The organism is Mycobacterium shunyiense (genome assembly GCF_058270035.1).
In genome coordinates, this window is sequence record NZ_JBZDPT010000004.1 from 237,681 (window position 1) to 254,755 (window position 17,075).

Genomic DNA, 17,075 nt, shown 5'->3' on the forward strand with positions numbered 1-17,075 from the left:
CGCACCTGTGGACAACTACTTGTGCTGAAGATTGGGGCTACCAGATGACCCCAATCCTCAGCGCTGTCGGGCCGCTCTGTGACGCACGCGACAACCACGCACGCCCGCAAGTTAGTTATAGTAGCTAATAATTAGCTTTGCTATACATCTGGAGGGGCCATGCCACGCACCGAGAACGACACCTGGGATCTGGCCACCGGCGTGGGTGCCACCGCGACGGGCGTCGCCGCGTCCCGGGCGCTGGCCTCCAGCGCCGCCGAACCGCTGATCTCCGACCCGTATGCGCGGCCCCTGGTCGACGCCGTCGGCGTGGACTACTACGTCCGCCTGGCGCAGGGCGACCTGGTCGCCGACGGCGCCGCCGAGCCGCTCGATCCGCACGTGATCGCCGACGGCATGGCCATCCGCACCCGCTACTTCGACGATTTCTTCCTGACCGCCATCGACGCAGGCATCCGCCAGGCCGTCATCCTGGCCTCGGGCCTCGATGCCCGCGCGTACCGGCTGCCCTGGCCGGCCGGGATGACGGTCTTCGAACTGGACCAGCCGGCTGTCATCGACTTCAAGGGCCGCACCCTTGCCGGTCTGGGCGCCGCGCCGGCCGCAGAATTGCACGCCATCGGTATCGATCTGCGCCACGACTGGCCGGCCGCCTTGCTCGCCCGCGGCTTCGATCCGCAGGCCCCGACGGCGTGGATCGCCGAAGGGCTGCTCGGCTACCTGCCGCCGGACGCCCAGGATCGCCTGTTCGACAACATCACTGCGCTGAGCGCCCCGGGCAGCCGCATCGCCACCGACTGGATCACCGAGCACTCCGAGTTGGCCGAGAGCCGGATCCGGACCCTCACCGACCACCAACGCGAGCAGGGCCTGGAGCTGGACGATCTGTCAGACCTGATCTTCGAAGGCGACCGCCACGCCGTCGCGGAGTACCTGACCGCAACCGGCTGGCAACCCGAAACCACCACGGCCGAGCGGATGTTCGCAGTCCACGGCTTGCCGTTCCGCCGCGACGAGGCCGTAGCGGGACTGCTCGACGCCAACTACACCGCGGCAGAACTGGTGGCCTGAGCGGGCCGGGTCAGCCCTGGGTCAGCCCGATGGCCAGCAGCGCCAGCCACCCGGCCGCCACCCCCACACCCGATCCCAGCACGAACCAGCGCCACACCGGCCGGTGCCGCCAGCCCCATACCGTGGGGGCCAATCCGCCGACGGCCACCATGTTCAGCCCCACCGCCAGCAGCGGGTGCACGCGCAACAGCCCCATCCCGAGTACCACGATGGCCGCGGCGAGCACCGCTGCCACGAAACCGGCCACCGTCAGGCCGGTCGCCCACGGCGTGGAATCGTCGGTCACGGTGCCAATCTAACGCGAGTTCAGCTCCCGAGCCGGGCACGTTCATAGAACGCGAGCGCCGCCGCCGTGGCGACGTTGAGCGAATCCGTGCCGCGTGACATCGGGATGCGCACGCGCACGTCGCTGGCCCGCATCGTGTGCTCGGTCAGGCCTGGCCCCTCGGCGCCGACGAGCACCGCCACCCGGTCCCCTTCGAGCTGTGTCATCGCTTCGGACAGGGTCGCAGCGGCCGGATCGGGTGTCATCGCCATGAGTCGAAACCCCTTGTCCCGCAAGAGCTCCAGATCACCCGGCCATGAGGCGGCCCGCGCGAACGGAACCAGCAGGGCATGGCCCATCGACACCCGCACCGCCCTGCGGTACAGCGGATCGGCGCACCCCGCCCCGAACACCACGGCATCGACCGCCAACCCGGCGGCATTGCGGAAGATCGAGCCGAGGTTCTCGTGGTCGTTGACCCCTTCGAGCACCGCCACGGTGCGCGCCTCGGAGATCACCTCCGCCACCGACAGCTCCGGCGCCCGCGAGGCCGAGGCCAGCACGCCACGGTTGAGGTGAAACCCGACCGCGGCAGCCATCACGTCGGCGTCGGTCCGGTAGAACGGCACGTCCACACCCTCGAGGTCGGCGGCCAGTTCGGTCAGGCGCCGGTCCGTGCCCAGCAATGCGCGCGGGGCGAAGCGGGACGCCAGCATCCGCTGCGCGACCAGCACGCCTTCGGCGATCACCAGACCTTTGCCGCTGGGCAGATCGGGTCGCCGGTCCACGCTGTTGAGGTCGCGGAAGTCGTCCAACCGGGAATCGGCCGGATCGTCGATATTGATAACCTGCAGCAGACTCACACGCCTTCGAGGACCATGGCCGACATCAGATCGGCTGCGGTGATCAACGTCTGACGTTCGTCCGGGTCCAGCCGGGACAGTTGCGTCTTGAGCCACTCCTGGCTGGCTCGGCGCTCGGCCTCGACGAGGGTCATCCCGGCCGGCGAGGCGGACACCACGATCTGGCGACCGTCCAGCGGATGGGCGGCCCGCGCCACCAGACCCTGTTCGGCCAGTGAGGCGATCACCCGGGTCATCGACGGAGGACGCACCCGCTCACGCGATGCCAGCGCGCCCGGTGTCATCGCGCCCTCCTTGGCCAAGGTGGCCAGCGCCGAGAACTGGGTCAGCGAAACCGGGGATTCCGCACGCCGCGTACGTAATTGACGTGCGAGTCGAACAACTGCCAGCGCCAGATCATTCGCGAGCCGCGCCTCCGGATCCTTCACATCGGAAATAGTACTGAGGCGCCGAAGGTAAAGGGCTAAAACCAAGACCAATGAACGCCGACCGCATCGGATACGTTGGTCACCGATGACCGAGGACACCAACGACGCGCCGGAGCCCCAACCGCCGGCCCTGCCTGCCGCACTGCTCGAACCGTGGCCGGTGATTCTGGTGATCGCCACGGGCTGGCTGATCGCCACCGTCCTGACCTTCACGGTCAGCGGTCTGCAACACTGGCGGCCGTTCACAGTCGCCGGACTGGCGATCGGCGTTCTCGGCACGACCATCTTTCTGATCCAGCGCCGCGCCGTGCGCCGCGGATCCCGCGGTGCGCAAAGCGGATTGACCTGAGGAGACACCATGGCCGCACCCCTACTGCAAGCCACCATCGACATCGACGCACCGGTCGACAAGGTCTGGGGGTTGATCTCGGACCTCCGCCGGATGCCGCAGTGGAGCCCGCAGTGCCGGCTGATGAAGCCGCTCGGCCCGCTGCGTCCGGGAACCCGCACGTTCAACCTGAACCGGCGCAAGTTCGTGTTCTGGCCCACCACGTCACGTCTCACCGAGGTCGTCGACAACAAGAAGCTGTCCTTCCTGGTCGAGGGCAACAACACCGTGTGGAGCTACGAACTGGAACCGACGGGCAGCGGCACCCGGGTGACCGAATCCCGCCACGCCGAGAACGGCACCACCGCCGTGTCCAACGCTCTGGTCGGCGCATTGTTCGGCGGAGTCCCCAGCTTCGAGGACGAACTCGTCGAGGGAATGAACGCCTCGCTGGCCCGGATCAAGGCCGCGGCCGAGAACTGAGCAGAGCTCAGTCGGCGGGCCCAAATTCGCCTCAGTCGGCAGGGCCCAATTCGCCTCAGTCGGCAGGGCCCAATTCGCCTCAGTCGGCGGTGTCGAGCACACCGTCGTCGTACGGCTCGTACATCGGCGACCCGGTGCCGGGAGGTTGCGGGGTGTCCGAATGGGCCCCGCACCCGTACTCGGCCTCCACCACATGCCCGTCGGCCGACAGATCGTTGGCGCACACACCGAACATCACGCCCAGCGCCCCACCGAGCGGCAGATAGAAGCCACAGTCGCGACAGACCCGGCGCGTCGAGCGGGCCATCGCCGAACCCGGCCCGTAATCGCCGTCGTGCCAGCGCTGCGCCGCCTGCGCCCGACCCCACTCACTGAGCACCTGACGCCGGCCGAAGCCGAGCTCGAGGGCGGCATCGTCGATCAGCGGATCGCCGGTGGCCACATAGCCCGGGACCAGACGCGGATCATTGGGCGGCGGGGCCAACAGGTCGCCGGGCCCGAGGTCTCCAGGACGAACCCGGTCCTCCCACGGCACCCACTCGGGCGCCAGCAGCGCCGTCGGACCCGGAACCAGGACCAGCTCGCTGATCGTGGCGTGGTCGGCGCCGGGATAGGCAGCCACCACGACGGCCCACTGCCAACCTCGGTAACCGGGCAGGTCAGCCAGGAATCGGTGCGTGGCCGAGGAGGCGTCCTCGATGCTCGCGCCGAGGTATTCGCCCACGGCGCCCTCGCCGCTGAACTCGATCAGCGCAGCGCGAGCCTGTTCGGCGGCACCCAACAGCACCGCCTCCTGCTCCTGCGACGGAGCCGCCGGGCTGGTCTCGGGTGTCTGCTCAGCAGATTCGGTCACGCTTTCCATCGCCTCCATAGTGCCTGATCGGGACGACCCCAGACCACACCGGTCGCCTGTCGGCCGCCTGCGCGCCCGATAAGAGAGAATCGGGGGGTGACCTACTACCCGCCGCGGCCGCCGGCCGATCACGGCGCGGAACATCCCGGAATGGCCAACTACCCCAGCGACGAGACGCCGCGGCGGCCACGCAGACAATCGGTGCCCAGCTCCAACCGCTGGCTGCCGCCGCTCGACGAGCAACACACGACCGCGCATCCGAGGCAGGACGACTCGCAACGCTCCCACGGCGTCGGCGCGGCAGCCGGTGAGAAGGTGACCGTCACCAGGGCAGCCGCGGCACGCAGCCGCGAAATGGGTTCGCGGATGTACGGTTTCGTGCACCGCGCGGCCACCGCCGACGGCGCCGACAAGTCCGGGCTGACCGCACTGACCTGGCCGGTGGTGGCAAACTTCGCCGTCGACGCGGCCATGGCTGTCGCTCTGGCCAACACGTTGTTCTTCGCCGCGGCCAGCGGTGAGTCCAAGAGCAAGGTCGCGCTGTACCTGCTGATCACCATTGCGCCGTTCGCGGTGATCGCTCCGCTGATCGGACCCGCGCTGGACCGCCTCCAGCACGGTCGCCGGATGGCGCTGGCGGCCTCGTTCGCGCTACGCACCGGGTTGATCGTGATCTTGATCGCCAACTACGACGGCGCCACTGGCAGCTATCCGTCCTGGGTGCTCTACCCGTGCGCGCTGGGCATGATGGTGCTGTCCAAATCCTTCTCGGTGCTACGCAGCGCGGTCACGCCGCGGGTGCTGCCCCCGTCGATCGACCTGGTCCGGGTCAACTCCCGGCTGACCACCTTCGGGCTACTCGGCGGCACCGTGGTCGGCGGCGGCATCGCCGCGGGAGCCGAATACCTGTTCAAGGTGGCTCAACTGCCCGGGGCGCTGTACGTGGTCGTCGCGGTCTCGGTGGCCGGCGCGGTGTTGTCGATGCGGATCCCCAAATGGGTCGAGGTCACCGAAGGCGAGGTGCCCACCACCCTGAGCTACCACGGTCAATCGGGCGGCCGGGACGAGATGCGCCGTCACCCCGGCAAGCCCAAGGCCGAACGTCAACCGTTGGGCCGCAACACCATCACCGCGTTGTGGGGCAACTGCACCATCAAGGTGATGGTCGGATTCCTGTTCCTCTACCCGGCTTTCGTCGCCAAGTCCCACGATGCCAGCGGCTGGGAACAGCTGCTGATCCTCGGACTGATCGGGGCCGCGGCCGGAATCGGCAACTTCGGCGGCAACATCGCCGCCGCCCGGCTCAAGCTCGGCCGTCCCGCACAACTGGTCGTGCGGGCCGCGGCCGCCGTCACGGTGGTCGCACTGGCCACCGCGCTCACCGGGAACCTGCTGGTGGCCGCCGGAGCGACCCTGATCACCTCCGGCGCCAGCGCCATCGCCAAGGCCTCGCTCGACGCGTCCCTGCAGGACGATCTCCCCGAGGCCTCGCGGGCCTCGGCTTTCGGCCGCTCGGAGTCGGTACTCCAGCTGGCCTGGGTGATCGGCGGGGCGACCGGGGTGCTGATCTACACGGACCTCACGGTCGGGTTCACTACGATCACGGCCGTGCTGATACTCGGACTGGCGCAGACGATCGTGAGCTACCGCGGCGAATCCCTGATTCCGGGCCTGGGCGGTAATCGCCCGGTCCATGCCGCACGAGAAGGCGGCAGCCGTCCCGCGGCAGCCCCGACAACAGCACAGTGGGAGTCCTGATGAAGCGTGTCCTTGCGGTCCTTGGGGCCGTGGTCGTACTGGCGATCGCCGGTACCGCGGTCGGGGTCTGGCGGCTGCACAGTGCGCAGGGCGACCGGCTTCCGGAGATCAGCGCGTACTCGCACGGACACTCGGTGCGGGTCGGCCCGTTCCAGTACTGCGAGGTGCTCAACCTCGACGACTGCAAGGAGCCGCGCGACACGGGCGAGTTGGCGGTCAGGAAGGACAACCCGGTGCAACTGTCGGTGCCCAGCGCGGTCGCCCGTGCACCGTGGCGGCTGCTGCAGGTGTACGAGAACCCGATCGACACGACGGTGTCGTACTTCGCACCCAAGACGACGCTGGCCGTGACCATCCCGACGGTCGATCCCAACCGCGGCCGGCTCACCGGCCTGGCGGTGCAGCTGCTGACCCTGGTTCAGGACCAGGACGGCCAGGAGTTCGCGCTGCCGCACGCCGAATGGTCGATCAGCACCGTCTGGCCCTGAGCCTCCGGCCGGTTGCTGTTTGCCTTGACAAGCAACGTCGGACCAGATCTCTCAGACCGCGATTTTCCGCGGTTGTGCAGCGTTAACGTAATTCCATGAGGCCACTGGCGGTGGGGCTGGCAATCACATTGCTGGCGTGCGGCGGCGTCGCGGGGGCGCTCGGAGCGGGGGCCGGCACCGCCCGGGCCTACACCTACGGCCCGTTCCAGTGGTGCCCCGGGCAACCCCTGCCGAACGACCCGCCAAGGTCGGATGCAGACCTCGTGTGGGACATGGGCATCTGCCACACCTACTACTTCGAATACGACGTGCGAACCCATGCCCCTGCCCACTACTGGGAGGGACCCAACCTGTTCCCGACGCCGATCCCGCCGCCTCCGCCGCCGGAGAATCCGCCGAACATCTTCGAGCAGTGCCCCGGGCTCATCCCCTTCGTCAACTGCCTGCCCGGGCTCTAGCTTCTATGACGCGCCGTGCCCCTTTGGGACACGTTCACCCTCAGGCGTCGGCCCCGGCGGAGTGCCGTCACCGAAAGGCCTGCCGCCCAAGGATTCCCGACCGTGCGGCGTCAGCCAGTTGGCCAGGTCCGGGCCCTTGGGCACAATCTGCGTCGGGTTGATGTCCGAATGCACGAGGTAGTAGTGCTGCTTGATCTGGACGAAATCGACGGTGTCGCCGAAGCCGGGCGTCTGGAACAGATCTCGCGCGTAGGCCCACAGCACGTCCATCTCGGCGAGCTTAGACCGGTTGCACTTGAAATGGCCGTGGTAGACCGGGTCGAACCGGGCCAGCGTGGTGAACAACCGGACGTCGGCCTCGGTGATGGTGTCGCCCACCAGATAACGCTGAGTGCTCAGCCGGTCGGTGAGCCAGTCCAGCGTCGCGAACAACCGGTCGTAGGCCTTGTCGTAGGCCTCCTGTGAGCCGGCGAAGCCGCACCGGTACACCCCGTTGTTGACCTCGGTGTAGATGCGCTTGGCCACCTCGTCGATCTCCGCGCGCAACGGCTCGGGATACAGCTGCGGGGCTCCCTCGCGGTGGTACTCGGTCCACTCGGTGGAGAAGTCCAGTGTCATCTGGGCGAAGTCGTTGGTCACCACCGCACCCGTGGCCACCTCGACGATCGCCGGCACGGTGATGCCCTTCGGGTAGTTCGGGTCGCGTTTGAAGTACGCGTCCTGCAACCGCGGAATCTTCAGCACCGGGTCGAGCCCACCGGGATCGAGGTCGAAGGTCCAGCTGCGCGCGTCGTGCGTCGGCCCGCAAAAGCCAATGGAGAGAACGTTTTCCAGGCCCAGCAGGCGCCGCACGATGATCGTGCGGTTGGCCCACGGGCAGGCCCGCGCAACAATCAACCGGTACCGGCCGGGCTCGACGGGGAACCCGTCACGCCCATCGGCCGTGATCCTGGTGGTGATGTAGTTGGTGTCGCGATTGAACTCGCCGGAGCTGGACTTGTTGGCGACGTAGGTGCCCTGAGCCATGGACCCAGTCTGCCCGTCGAGCGTTGGCTGGTGTTCGAAAAGTCAGCGGATCCTCGAACACAAGCTGACGTTCGGCACGGGAGTACTAGGCGTCGAGCTCCTGCGCGACAGCCTTGACCACCTCGGACACCCGGCGCGCGACCTTGCGGTCGGGGTAGCGCCCCTTGCGCAGCTCGGGCTGCACGATGTCTTCGAGCAGCGTGATCATGTCCGAAACCATGCCGTGCAGCTCATCGGGCGTGTGCTTGTGCTCGGGCCGCTCGGCCTCGCGCCGCGACCGGGCCAGACTTGGCGGCGGGTCGATGAGCTTGAGGCTCAACGCCTGCGGGCCACGACGGCCTGCCGCGACGCCGAACTCGACACGTTGACCGGCCTTCAGGCCTTCGACACCCGCGGGCAATGCCGAGGACCGCACATAGACGTCCTCGCCGTCCTCCTGGGACACAAAGCCGAAGCCCTTTTCGGCGTCGTACCACTTCACCTTGCCGGTCGGCACTGCACTCACCCGCTCGTCTTGTCAGAACTACCTACACACATAAAGTTCGCGCCCCGTCAGCGCCGGGACGCGATGGAGCGATCTTACTCGGCCCTCCCTGGGTGCTTCACCCCTATTACTCGGTAGGCTTGAAACCACCTCTGGAAGAGAGATGCGCCGGTAATGCGAGTGATTCTGAACATCATCTGGTTGATCTTCGGCGGCCTGTGGCTGGCGCTGGGATACCTGCTGGCCGCGCTGATCTGTTTCGTCCTGATCATCACGATCCCGTTCGGGTTCGCCTCGCTGCGCATCGCCTCCTATGCCCTGTGGCCGTTCGGCCGCACCATCGTGGACAAGCCGGGCACCCGGCCCGGCGCCCTGGTCGGCAACATCATCTGGATCGTCCTGTTCGGCTGGTGGCTGGCGCTGGGGCATCTGGTGAGCGCGGTGGCCATGGCGGTGACGATCATCGGTATCCCGTTGGCGCTGGCCGATCTCAAGCTGATCCCGGTCTCGCTGGTGCCGCTGGGCAAGGAGATCGTCCCGGTCGACTCGCTGAAGGCCGCGGTATGACGCTGACCTCGCTCGGGCTGCCCGCCGTGAGCGGGTCCGGTCGCCCATCGCTCGGACCGGCCCCGGCCAGCGGCCCTCTGGTGGACACCTACGGCCGGGTGGCCACCGATCTTCGGGTCTCGCTGACCGACAAGTGCAATCTGCGCTGTACGTACTGCATGCCCGCCGAGGGCCTGGACTGGCTGCCCGGTGACGCGCTGCTCAGCACCGACGAACTGAGCCGGCTGTTGCGCATCGCGGTCACCCGCCTGGGCATCACCAGCGTGCGGTTCACCGGCGGCGAACCGTTGGTCACCCGCCATCTGGAGGACGTGGTGGCCGCCGCGGCAGCGCTGGAGCCGCGCCCGGAGATCACGTTGACCACCAACGGCATCGGGCTGGCCCGGCGCGCCGCAGGCCTCAAACAGGCCGGGCTGGACCGGATCAACGTCTCGCTGGACAGTGTCGACGCCGCGCACTTCGCCCGCATCACCCGTCGGGACCGGCTGGCCGACGTGCTGGACGGTCTGGCGGCCGCCAAGGCGGCCGGGTTGGCGCCGGTGAAGGTCAACGCGGTGCTGGATCCGGTGTCGGGCCTCGACGACGCCGTGACCCTGTTGGGCTACTGCCTGGACCACGGATACCAACTACGGATCATCGAACAGATGCCCCTGGACGCCGGCCACACCTGGCAGCGCGGCACGGTGATCGACGCCGACACCATCCTGGCCACCCTCCGGAAGCACTTCGACCTGCGGACCGATCCGAAGCCGCGCGGCTCGGCGCCCGCCGAGCTGTGGCAGGTAGCCGCAGGCGCCGGACACCCCGCGGGCACCGTCGGGGTGATCGCCTCGGTGTCGCACGCCTTCTGTTCGGCCTGTGACCGCACCAGGCTGACCGCCGACGGCCAGATCCGCAGTTGCCTGTTCTCCACCGAGGAGAGCGATCTGCGCGCCCTGCTGCGCGGTGGCGCCGACGACGCCGACATCGAGGCGGCCTGGCGGACGGCGATGTGGGGCAAGCCCGCCGGGCACGGCATCAACAACCCTGATTTCGTGCAGCCCGCCCGGCCGATGAGCGCGATCGGCGGCTAGATGACAGGGCACACCATGGCCGTCACAGTCCGCTATTTCGCTGCTGCCGCCGCGGCGGCGGGAGTTGATACGGAAACGTTAGGTTTGGCGCAGGGCAGCACGATCGCGACGCTCGTCGAGCATCTCAGCGGTCGCGACGCGGAGCTCGGGCGCGTGCTAAAGCGCTGCTCATACCTGGCGGACGGGGTGGCCGTCCGCGATATGGACAAGCCGATATCAACGCACCAGACGATCGATGTGTTACCCCCCTTCGCCGGCGGTTAACGTGATTTGCATCACATAACGAAATGGTCACGAGCTGGCTACGGCGGGGTGGAGCGCCTCGCCCACCTGCGACAACGCAGAAATAACCTGCACCTTTAAACAACTTTTAGAGTTTGCTCGGATCGAAAACGCCCGAGGCCGCTAAAGGTGACGGGATAGCGGGCAGCAGTTACCGTTCATTCCCAAGTCAACGGACCCTAATCAGTTGGCCCACCCTCATACCGAAGCGCCGAGCTCCATCCATCGGGCAGGGGTTAACGACGAACAACAAGGATGGAGGCGGGGGACCCACCGGTCCACCGATTTACTTCAGGACCAGGAGCCGCTTGCGGCCCCTTGGGGTGAAGCCGTCAGAGTTTCGACGACGACGGCCGGGTGACCTCTCCCACCCGAACCCGACAGCTGACCTCGTGGGCGCATACGAGAGGACCTTCACGCTTATGAGTGGACGGCATCGCAAGCCCACCACGTCTTCATCAGCCAAGAACGTCGCGAAGATCGCGGTGACCGGCGCTGCGATCGCAGGCGGCAGCCTCGCGATGGCCAGCCAGGCGATGGCGGCGACCGACGGCGAGTGGGACACCGTGGCACGTTGTGAGTCCGGTGGTAACTGGGCAATCAACACCGGCAACGGCTACCACGGCGGCCTGCAGTTCTCCCCCAGCACGTGGGCATCCCACGGCGGCGGCGAGTACGCACCCAACGCCTACATGGCCACCAAGGAACAGCAGATCGCCGTCGCCGAGCGCGTGCTCGCCGGCCAGGGCAAGGGCGCTTGGCCGGTCTGTGGACGCGGCCTCTCGGGCGCCACCCCGCGCAACGTGGTCAATGAGCCCGCTCCTGCTGCCCCGCTGGATGCACCTGCGGTCAACGGCGAACTGCCGCCTCCGCCCGAGGCTCCCGCCCCGGCACCTGAGGCGGCTCCGATGGACGCCCCGCTGCCGCCGGCACCCGAGGACCTCCCGCCGGCCCCTGAGGCTCCGGCCCCGGCCCCCGAAGCCGCTCCGATGGACGCCGCGCTCGCCCCGGCCCCTGAGTCCGCTCCGATCGCCGACGCCTCGCTGCAGGTACCCGCCCCTGAGGCCCCGGCTCCGGCTCCTGAAGAAGCACCCGCTCCCGCTCCTGCGGTACAGCCGGTCAGCTACTTCGATCAGATCCAGCAGGCCATCGAGAAGCAGGGCATCGACGGCAACATCGTCATCAACGGCTGAGTTTCAGGCCGAACCGACCCATTCGTCGGTGCCGTCGGAGAAGTACTGGTGCTTCCACACCGGAAGCCGCTCTTTGACGGTATCGACGAGACGGGCACAGGTTTCGAACGCCGCCCTGCGATGGTCCGCTGCCACAGCGGCCACCAGGGCGGCGTCTCCTATTTGTAGGGTGCCGATGCGGTGGCTGACCGCGATCGCCCGTACCCCGGTGGTCTGAGCGGCGACTTCGGCGGCAACTTCCTCCAAGGTCTGAAGTGCGTTGGGGTGCGCGGAGTAGTCGAGCCGGATGACCGAACGGCCACCGTCGTGATCACGCACCACCCCGGAGAAGCCGACCACGGCTCCGGCGGCCTCATGGGCCACCAGCGCCTCGTATTCGGTCAACGAGATCGGCGTCTCGGTCAGATCGACGCGTATGACGGATGCGTTCATCTCGTGTGGTCCTTACCGCTCAGCTGATCCAGCGCATGCTCCAACACTCCGGCCAGCACCCCCAGCCCGTCCTTGACCCCACCCGGCGAGCCGGGAAGGTTGATGACCAGAGTGCGCCCGGCGACGCCGCAGACCCCGCGGGACAACACCGCCGTGGGCACCTTGTGCACGCCGGCGCGACGGATGGCGTCGGCCAGGCCAGGGATTTGATAGTCGAGTACAGCGATCGTGGATTCCGGTGTCGCATCGGTGGGTGAGATGCCGGTGCCACCGGAGGTGATGATCAGGTCGACGCGCTCGGCCAGCGCGGCGCGCAGGGCATCGCCGACCGCGTGCCCGTCGGCGACCACCATCTGCTCGGTGACGTCATAACCGCGATCGGAGAGCCAGCCGACGATGAGGGGGCCGGTCCGGTCGTCGTAGACCCCTGCCGCGGCACGGGTGGAGGCGATGATGACCCGCGCCGACCGCGTCACCGCTGAGTTTTTTCCGACGGGCTTTCCCATACTCCCGTTTTACCGCCTTCTTTGCGCAGCACCTTGATGTCGTCGATGCGCGCCGCGGGGTCGACGGCCTTGATCATGTCGTACAGCGTCAGCGCGGCCACGCTCACCGCGGTCAGGGCTTCCATCTCGACGCCGGTGCGGTCAGTGCTGCGCACGGTCGCCGTGACGGTGACCTCGGCGTCGCGAGCGTCGAAGTCCACGTCGACGCCGGTCAGCGCCAGCTGATGGCACAGCGGAATCAACTCGGGAGTCCGCTTGGCGGCCAGGATCCCGGCCACGCGAGCCGTGGCCAGCGCGTCACCCTTGGGCAGGCCGCCCGAGGCGATGAGAGCCACCACATCGGGGCGGGTACGCACGGTGCCCACGGCGACCGCGATGCGTTTGGTGACGTCCTTGGCCGTGACGTCGACCATGTGCGCCGCGCCGGACTCGTCGAGGTGCGACAGTCCCACTACTACCTGTTGACGACGGTGGCCGACTGGATGAAGGGCAGCTCCTCGGCCGGCAACGGAAAGGTGAGGTCGCCGAACGGGGACAGCGCGCCGGTGCGGTCGGTGGCGAGCTCACTCACGGCGTGATCATCGCCGTCGGAGAGCACGGGCCAGCCGTTGTCGACGTAATGGTTCTTCTTGTTGTCAGCCACGCTCCACATTGTGGCAGGCTCGTTCACCGGAGGCGAGACCGGCGGGCCGGGGGTCCCCCCCGCTTGCAGGGGAGAGCCGGGAGAGGGATCGCGCGGGCTGCTTTACGCTGGTCAGGATATGACCGCCGCACAGACTCCCGGATTCCCGCTGGGTGCCTGGCTGTCCGACCTCGATGACAAGGCCCTGATCCGCCTCCTGGAGCTGCGGCCCGACCTGAGCCAGCCGCCACCGGGAACTATCGCCGCGCTCGCCGCGCGCGCGACCTCACGTCAGTCGGTCAAGGCTGCCACCGATTCCCTGGACTTCCGGCGGCTGGCCATCCTGGATGCGCTGCTGGTCCTGCACGCCGACACCCACGCGGTGCCGGTGTCGCAGCTGGGCGAACTGTTGGGCGACCGGGTCGGTGCGAACGAGCTTGCCGACGCGCTGGACGATCTGCGCGAGCGGGCCCTGGTGTGGGGCGAGGCCGAGGTCCGGGTGGCGCCCGAGGTGGCCGCGGGCCTGCCCTGGGTTGTCGGTCAGGCCACCGTCGAGGTGGCCGCGCGCAGTGCCGAGGAGATCACCGGCCTGCTCGACGGGCTCGACGACGCGCAGAACGATCTGCTGGCCCGGTTGTTGGAGGGTTCACCCGTGGGCCGCACCCGCGACGCGGCACCGGACACTCCGCCGGACCGGCCGGTGCCGCGGCTGCTGGAAGCCGGGCTGCTGCGCCGGATCGACGACGACACGGTGATCCTGCCGCGGTTGGTCGGCCAGGTGATGCGGGGCGAGGCTCCCGGCCCGGTCGAGTTGACCACGCCGGTGCTTCAGACGTCGTCGACGACACCGGCCGACGTGGACGCGGCGGCTGCCGGAGCGGCGATCGACCTGCTGCGCGAGATCGATCTGATCATCGAAACCCTCGGCAGCACACCGGTTCCCGAGTTGCGCAACGGCGGCCTCGGGGTGCGTGACGTGAAACGGTTGGCCAAGACCACCGGCGTCGAGGAACCCCGGTTGGGACTGCTGCTGGAACTGGCCGCCGGGGCGGGGCTGATCGCGGCCGGGATGCCCGAACCGGACCCGGGTGACGGGACCGGGCCGTACTGGGCGCCGACGGTGGCCGCCGACCGGTTCGTCGAATCCACCACCGCCACCCGCTGGCACCTGTTGGCCTCGACCTGGCTGGACCTGCCGGCCCGGCCCGCTCTGATCGGCAGCCGCGGGCCGGACAACAAACCGTTTGCCGCACTGTCGGATTCGCTGTATTCGACGGCGGCTCCCCTGGACCGCAGGCTGCTGCTGCGCGTGTTGGCCGAGCTGGCTCCGGGCGCCGGGGTCGACGGTGCGGAGGCCGCCCGGGCGATGGTCTGGCGGCGGCCACGCTGGGCGCTGCGGCTGCAACCGGACACCGTCAGCGGGTTGCTCGCCGAGGCGCACGCGCTGGGCATGGTGGGCCGCGGGGCGATCAGCACCCCGGCCCGCGGTCTGCTCGCCGGCGATCCCGACGAGGACGTGCTGGCCGCGATGGCCAAGGCACTGCCCAAACCGCTCGACCACTTCCTGCTGCAGGCCGACCTGACGGTGATCGTGCCCGGTCCGCTGGAGCGGGATCTGGCCGAGCACCTGGCCGAGGTGGCCACCGTCGAATCGGCGGGCGCGGCGATGGTCTACCGGATCAGCGAAACGTCGATCCGGCGCGCCCTCGATGCCGGGCGGACCGCCAGCGAGCTGCACACCCTGTTCGAGAAGCACTCGAAAACTCCGGTGCCGCAAGGGTTGACATATCTGATCGACGACGTCGCCCGCCGGCACGGCCAGCTGCGGGTCGGCATGGCCACGTCGTTCCTGCGATGTGAGGATCCGGCCCTGCTGGCTCAGGCGGTGGCCTCACCGGGTGCCGACCGCCTCGAGCTGCGGCTGCTGGCGCCGACCGTGGCGGTGTCCCAGGCACCCATCGCCGACGTACTGACAGTGTTGCGCGAGGCCGGATTCGCCCCGGCCGCCGAGGATTCCACCGGCACCGTCGTCGACATCAAGGCCCGCGGCGCACGCGTCGTCGCACCGTCCCGGCGCCGCGTCTACCGGCCGTCCACTCCGCCGACCGCCCAGACCCTGGGTGCGATCGTCGCGGTGCTGCGCAAGGTGGCTGCCGGTCCGTTCGCCAGCGTGCGCCTCGATCCGGCGATGGCCATCACCCAGTTGCAGGAGGCCGCGATCAACCAGACCTCCGTGGTGATCGGCTACGTCGACCCGGCCGGGGTCGCCACCCAGCGGGTGGTGTCCCCCGTCAACGTGCGCGGCGGCCAGTTGACCGCGTTCGATCCGGCCGCCGGACGGGTCCGCGAGTTCGCCATCCACCGCGTCACGTCGGTGGTGTCGGCCGACTCCGACTAGCCACGACACAGCGTGCTCACAGAGCGGTTCACCAATATGGCGGTGTGACAACGATGTTGACGGCAGCGGATCAGGTACCCCCGGCCTACCGGGGAGTGTCGCTGCTGCACGGTTGGCTGCCCCCGACATTGTGGGCGCTGGCGGGCGTGGCGTTGATCGTGGCGATCGGCTGGCGCACCCGGCGCTGGCGCCTGATCTGGCTGCCGTGTGCGATCGCGGTCGGCCTCGGCCTGACGGCATGGGCCCGCTGGTTCGTCCATTCGCAGGGTCTCGCGGGCGATCCCGCACCGGCGGCGTTGTGGATCTGGATCGGGCTGACGGGATTGGCCGTGGCCGTGCTGGCCCTGGGTTGGCTCGGCAGTCGCTGGCGCCGGCGGGCCGCCTCGGTGGCAGCGGTTCCGTTGTGCCTGCTCAGCGTGGGAGTCGCGGTCAACCTCTGGGTCGGCTACTTCCCCACGGTCACCACCCTGTGGAACGAGGTGACGGCCGGCCCGCTACCGGGTGAGACCGACCTCGCCACCGCTCTCGACCAGCGTCAGCGCGGTGAGATTCCGTCCCAGGGCGAGTTGGTGTCCGTCACGATTCCCGCCGACGAGTCCGGCTTCAAGCACCGCGACGAACTCGTGTACCTACCGCCGGCCTGGTTCGCGCCCTCGGCGCCCGCGCTTCCCGTGGTGATGATGATCGCCGGCGAATTCAACACCCCGGCAGATTGGGCGCGCAGCGGCAACGCGATCGCCACCATCGACGCTTTCGCCGCCGAGCACGGCGGCAACACCCCGGTGTTCGTCTTCGTCGACGTCGGCGGCTCCTTCAACAACGACACCGAATGCGTCAACGGCCCGCGCGGGAATGTCGCCGACCATCTCACCAAGGATGTACCGCCATATCTGACCAGTACCTTCGGCGTGCGCGACACCGGCTGGGGTGTGGTCGGCTGGTCGATGGGCGGGACCTGCGCGGTGGACCTGACCGTGATGCATCCGGAGTTGTTCAGTTCGTTCGTCGACATCGCCGGGGACACCGGCCCGAACGCGGGGACCAGGGAGCAGACCATCGCGCGCCTGTACGGCGGGGACGCCGCAGCCTGGGCCACCTACGACCCAGCCACCGTGATCGACAAACACGGCAGATACCAGGGCGTGTCCGGCTGGTTCGTGATCTCCTCGGACGCCCCGGTCAAACACGGGGCGCATGCGGCCAATCCCGATGCGGTGGGCCTCGGCGGGCAGGACGCCGGGGGCAACCCCGGCGATCAGACCGAGGCCGCGCACACCCTGTGCGACCTCGGCCGCAGCCACGGCATCACCTGCGCGATCACGGCGCTGCCGGGCAGACATGACTGGCCGTTCGCCGAACAGGTGTTGAGCACCACGCTGCCCTGGCTGGCCGGTGCGGTCGGTACCCCGGGAGTGCCGCAGGTGCCGCTCCCGGCCGGTGGCGCGCCGCCCCCGGCACCGACAGCCGCCCCGCGCTGACCCCGCGCTGAATGCGCGT

22 protein-coding genes and 1 riboswitch are annotated in these 17,075 nt (G+C 68.7%); of the genes, 12 read left to right on the forward strand and 10 right to left on the reverse strand.

All coding sequences use genetic code 11. The annotated features are described in order from the left end of the window. Positions 1-159 precede the first annotated feature (159 nt). The gene (locus AC4ELS_RS05070) at positions 160-1,071 is read left to right on the forward strand and encodes an SAM-dependent methyltransferase (protein ID WP_498888827.1); all 912 of its coding nucleotides are present in this window, start codon (positions 160-162) and stop codon (positions 1,069-1,071) included. Positions 1,072-1,081: 10 nt separating this feature from the next. Here the strand turns inward: AC4ELS_RS05070 and AC4ELS_RS05075 are convergent, their stop codons facing one another. From AC4ELS_RS05075 to AC4ELS_RS05085, 3 genes are read right to left on the reverse strand one after another with little or no spacing between them, the layout of a single operon-like run. After that, complete coding sequence (locus AC4ELS_RS05075) at positions 1,082-1,357, reverse strand: DUF2537 domain-containing protein (protein WP_064883646.1); 276 nt, start codon at positions 1,355-1,357, stop codon at positions 1,082-1,084. A gap of 20 nt (positions 1,358-1,377) precedes the next feature. Further along, complete coding sequence (locus AC4ELS_RS05080) at positions 1,378-2,199, reverse strand: TrmH family RNA methyltransferase (protein WP_499046206.1); 822 nt, start codon at positions 2,197-2,199, stop codon at positions 1,378-1,380. Continuing rightward, a complete protein-coding gene (locus AC4ELS_RS05085; protein WP_055117529.1) occupies positions 2,196-2,627 on the reverse strand; it encodes an Rv0880 family HTH-type transcriptional regulator in 432 nt (143 codons plus the stop codon). Before AC4ELS_RS05085 ends, AC4ELS_RS05080 begins: the two co-directional genes overlap by 4 nt. 85 nt (positions 2,628-2,712) lie before the next feature. Here AC4ELS_RS05085 and AC4ELS_RS05090 point away from each other — a divergent pair, with 85 nt between their 5' ends. Together AC4ELS_RS05090 and AC4ELS_RS05095 are read left to right on the forward strand one after the other, a co-directional pair. Continuing rightward, the gene (locus AC4ELS_RS05090; RefSeq protein WP_064883649.1) at positions 2,713-2,976 is read left to right on the forward strand and encodes a DUF2530 domain-containing protein; all 264 of its coding nucleotides are present in this window, start codon (positions 2,713-2,715) and stop codon (positions 2,974-2,976) included. A gap of 9 nt (positions 2,977-2,985) precedes the next feature. After that, positions 2,986-3,438: an SRPBCC family protein gene (locus AC4ELS_RS05095; protein WP_064883651.1), complete on the forward strand. Its 453-nt coding sequence runs from the start codon at positions 2,986-2,988 to the stop codon at positions 3,436-3,438. A gap of 79 nt (positions 3,439-3,517) precedes the next feature. On the opposite strand, the gene AC4ELS_RS05100 is transcribed toward AC4ELS_RS05095, so the two are convergent. Then, a complete protein-coding gene (locus AC4ELS_RS05100) occupies positions 3,518-4,300 on the reverse strand; it encodes a DUF3027 domain-containing protein (protein ID WP_135358798.1) in 783 nt (260 codons plus the stop codon). Positions 4,301-4,441: 141 nt separating this feature from the next. Here AC4ELS_RS05100 and AC4ELS_RS05105 point away from each other — a divergent pair, with 141 nt between their 5' ends. The 3 genes from AC4ELS_RS05105 (at position 4,442) to AC4ELS_RS05115 (ending at position 6,995) form a co-directional block, all read left to right on the forward strand. Next, positions 4,442-6,049 (forward strand): MFS transporter, encoded by a 1,608-nt coding sequence (locus AC4ELS_RS05105; RefSeq protein ID WP_463792711.1) that lies wholly within the window; start codon positions 4,442-4,444, stop codon positions 6,047-6,049. Then, a complete protein-coding gene (locus AC4ELS_RS05110) occupies positions 6,049-6,537 on the forward strand; it encodes a DUF2771 domain-containing protein (protein WP_064958952.1) in 489 nt (162 codons plus the stop codon). The genes AC4ELS_RS05105 and AC4ELS_RS05110 overlap by 1 nt, the downstream gene beginning before the upstream one ends. Before the next feature lie 95 nt (positions 6,538-6,632). Continuing rightward, a complete protein-coding gene (locus tag AC4ELS_RS05115) occupies positions 6,633-6,995 on the forward strand; it encodes a hypothetical protein (RefSeq protein WP_110777391.1) in 363 nt (120 codons plus the stop codon). A 3-nt stretch (positions 6,996-6,998) separates the two neighbouring features. Here AC4ELS_RS05115 and AC4ELS_RS05120 read toward each other — a convergent pair whose 3' ends face one another. Both AC4ELS_RS05120 and AC4ELS_RS05125 read right to left on the reverse strand, forming a co-directional pair. Beyond that, positions 6,999-8,021, reverse strand: a complete 1,023-nt coding sequence (locus AC4ELS_RS05120) for a glutathione S-transferase family protein (RefSeq protein ID WP_499046208.1) — start codon at positions 8,019-8,021, stop codon at positions 6,999-7,001. 85 nt (positions 8,022-8,106) lie between these two features. After that, the gene (locus AC4ELS_RS05125) at positions 8,107-8,517 is read right to left on the reverse strand and encodes a cold-shock protein (protein ID WP_055117540.1); all 411 of its coding nucleotides are present in this window, start codon (positions 8,515-8,517) and stop codon (positions 8,107-8,109) included. A gap of 162 nt (positions 8,518-8,679) precedes the next feature. On the opposite strand from AC4ELS_RS05125, the gene AC4ELS_RS05130 reads away from it, so the two are divergent. From AC4ELS_RS05130 to AC4ELS_RS05145, 4 genes are all read left to right on the forward strand, one after another. Next, a complete protein-coding gene (locus AC4ELS_RS05130; protein ID WP_064933364.1) occupies positions 8,680-9,072 on the forward strand; it encodes a YccF domain-containing protein in 393 nt (130 codons plus the stop codon). Beyond that, on the forward strand, positions 9,069-10,145 hold the full coding sequence (gene moaA / locus AC4ELS_RS05135; RefSeq protein ID WP_499046211.1) for a GTP 3',8-cyclase MoaA: 1,077 nt from the start codon (positions 9,069-9,071) through the stop codon (positions 10,143-10,145). The genes AC4ELS_RS05130 and moaA overlap by 4 nt, the downstream gene beginning before the upstream one ends. A gap of 15 nt (positions 10,146-10,160) precedes the next feature. Then, the gene (locus tag AC4ELS_RS05140; protein WP_236734791.1) at positions 10,161-10,409 is read left to right on the forward strand and encodes a MoaD/ThiS family protein; all 249 of its coding nucleotides are present in this window, start codon (positions 10,161-10,163) and stop codon (positions 10,407-10,409) included. 248 nt (positions 10,410-10,657) lie between these two features. Further along, positions 10,658-10,841, forward strand: a riboswitch (cyclic di-AMP (ydaO/yuaA leader). Positions 10,842-10,849: 8 nt separating this feature from the next. Then, positions 10,850-11,620, forward strand: a complete 771-nt coding sequence (locus AC4ELS_RS05145) for a transglycosylase family protein (RefSeq protein ID WP_064883666.1) — start codon at positions 10,850-10,852, stop codon at positions 11,618-11,620. A 3-nt stretch (positions 11,621-11,623) separates the two neighbouring features. Here the strand turns inward: AC4ELS_RS05145 and AC4ELS_RS05150 are convergent, their stop codons facing one another. The 4 genes from AC4ELS_RS05150 to AC4ELS_RS05165 are packed head-to-tail and all read right to left on the reverse strand — an operon-like array spanning position 11,624 to position 13,210. Next, complete coding sequence (locus AC4ELS_RS05150) at positions 11,624-12,052, reverse strand: molybdenum cofactor biosynthesis protein MoaE (protein ID WP_463792637.1); 429 nt, start codon at positions 12,050-12,052, stop codon at positions 11,624-11,626. After that, on the reverse strand, positions 12,049-12,528 hold the full coding sequence (locus AC4ELS_RS05155; protein ID WP_064883673.1) for a MogA/MoaB family molybdenum cofactor biosynthesis protein: 480 nt from the start codon (positions 12,526-12,528) through the stop codon (positions 12,049-12,051). The genes AC4ELS_RS05150 and AC4ELS_RS05155 overlap by 4 nt, the downstream gene beginning before the upstream one ends. Beyond that, the gene (moaC, locus tag AC4ELS_RS05160) at positions 12,525-13,010 is read right to left on the reverse strand and encodes a cyclic pyranopterin monophosphate synthase MoaC (RefSeq protein WP_082941792.1); all 486 of its coding nucleotides are present in this window, start codon (positions 13,008-13,010) and stop codon (positions 12,525-12,527) included. The genes AC4ELS_RS05155 and moaC overlap by 4 nt, the downstream gene beginning before the upstream one ends. A 2-nt stretch (positions 13,011-13,012) precedes the next feature. After that, positions 13,013-13,210: a hypothetical protein gene (locus tag AC4ELS_RS05165; protein ID WP_055117555.1), complete on the reverse strand. Its 198-nt coding sequence runs from the start codon at positions 13,208-13,210 to the stop codon at positions 13,013-13,015. Positions 13,211-13,319: 109 nt separating this feature from the next. Here AC4ELS_RS05165 and AC4ELS_RS05170 point away from each other — a divergent pair, with 109 nt between their 5' ends. Next, on the forward strand, positions 13,320-15,578 hold the full coding sequence (locus AC4ELS_RS05170) for a helicase-associated domain-containing protein (RefSeq protein WP_498888817.1): 2,259 nt from the start codon (positions 13,320-13,322) through the stop codon (positions 15,576-15,578). Positions 15,579-15,631: 53 nt separating this feature from the next. Beyond that, complete coding sequence (locus AC4ELS_RS05175) at positions 15,632-17,056, forward strand: alpha/beta hydrolase (RefSeq protein WP_499046345.1); 1,425 nt, start codon at positions 15,632-15,634, stop codon at positions 17,054-17,056. Positions 17,057-17,075: the final 19 nt, after the last annotated feature.

Excerpts from the sequence above, each read along its gene's own strand:
- AC4ELS_RS05070 (WP_498888827.1), top strand. The coding sequence starts at position 160 with ATGCCACGCACCGAGAACGACACCTGGGATCTGGCCACCGGCGTGGGT.
- AC4ELS_RS05090 (WP_064883649.1), top strand. The coding sequence starts at position 2,713 with ATGACCGAGGACACCAACGACGCGCCGGAGCCCCAACCGCCGGCCCTG.
- AC4ELS_RS05095 (WP_064883651.1), top strand. The coding sequence starts at position 2,986 with ATGGCCGCACCCCTACTGCAAGCCACCATCGACATCGACGCACCGGTC.
- AC4ELS_RS05100 (WP_135358798.1), bottom strand. The coding sequence starts at position 4,300 with ATGGAAAGCGTGACCGAATCTGCTGAGCAGACACCCGAGACCAGCCCG.
- AC4ELS_RS05105 (WP_463792711.1), top strand. The coding sequence starts at position 4,442 with ATGGCCAACTACCCCAGCGACGAGACGCCGCGGCGGCCACGCAGACAA.
- AC4ELS_RS05110 (WP_064958952.1), top strand. The coding sequence starts at position 6,049 with ATGAAGCGTGTCCTTGCGGTCCTTGGGGCCGTGGTCGTACTGGCGATC.
- AC4ELS_RS05115 (WP_110777391.1), top strand. The coding sequence starts at position 6,633 with ATGAGGCCACTGGCGGTGGGGCTGGCAATCACATTGCTGGCGTGCGGC.
- AC4ELS_RS05120 (WP_499046208.1), bottom strand. The coding sequence starts at position 8,021 with ATGGCTCAGGGCACCTACGTCGCCAACAAGTCCAGCTCCGGCGAGTTC.
- AC4ELS_RS05130 (WP_064933364.1), top strand. The coding sequence starts at position 8,680 with ATGCGAGTGATTCTGAACATCATCTGGTTGATCTTCGGCGGCCTGTGG.
- moaA (WP_499046211.1), top strand. The coding sequence starts at position 9,069 with ATGACGCTGACCTCGCTCGGGCTGCCCGCCGTGAGCGGGTCCGGTCGC.
- AC4ELS_RS05140 (WP_236734791.1), top strand. The coding sequence starts at position 10,161 with ATGGCCGTCACAGTCCGCTATTTCGCTGCTGCCGCCGCGGCGGCGGGA.
- AC4ELS_RS05145 (WP_064883666.1), top strand. The coding sequence starts at position 10,850 with ATGAGTGGACGGCATCGCAAGCCCACCACGTCTTCATCAGCCAAGAAC.
- AC4ELS_RS05150 (WP_463792637.1), bottom strand. The coding sequence starts at position 12,052 with ATGAACGCATCCGTCATACGCGTCGATCTGACCGAGACGCCGATCTCG.
- AC4ELS_RS05165 (WP_055117555.1), bottom strand. The coding sequence starts at position 13,210 with ATGTGGAGCGTGGCTGACAACAAGAAGAACCATTACGTCGACAACGGC.
- AC4ELS_RS05170 (WP_498888817.1), top strand. The coding sequence starts at position 13,320 with ATGACCGCCGCACAGACTCCCGGATTCCCGCTGGGTGCCTGGCTGTCC.
- AC4ELS_RS05175 (WP_499046345.1), top strand. The coding sequence starts at position 15,632 with ATGTTGACGGCAGCGGATCAGGTACCCCCGGCCTACCGGGGAGTGTCG.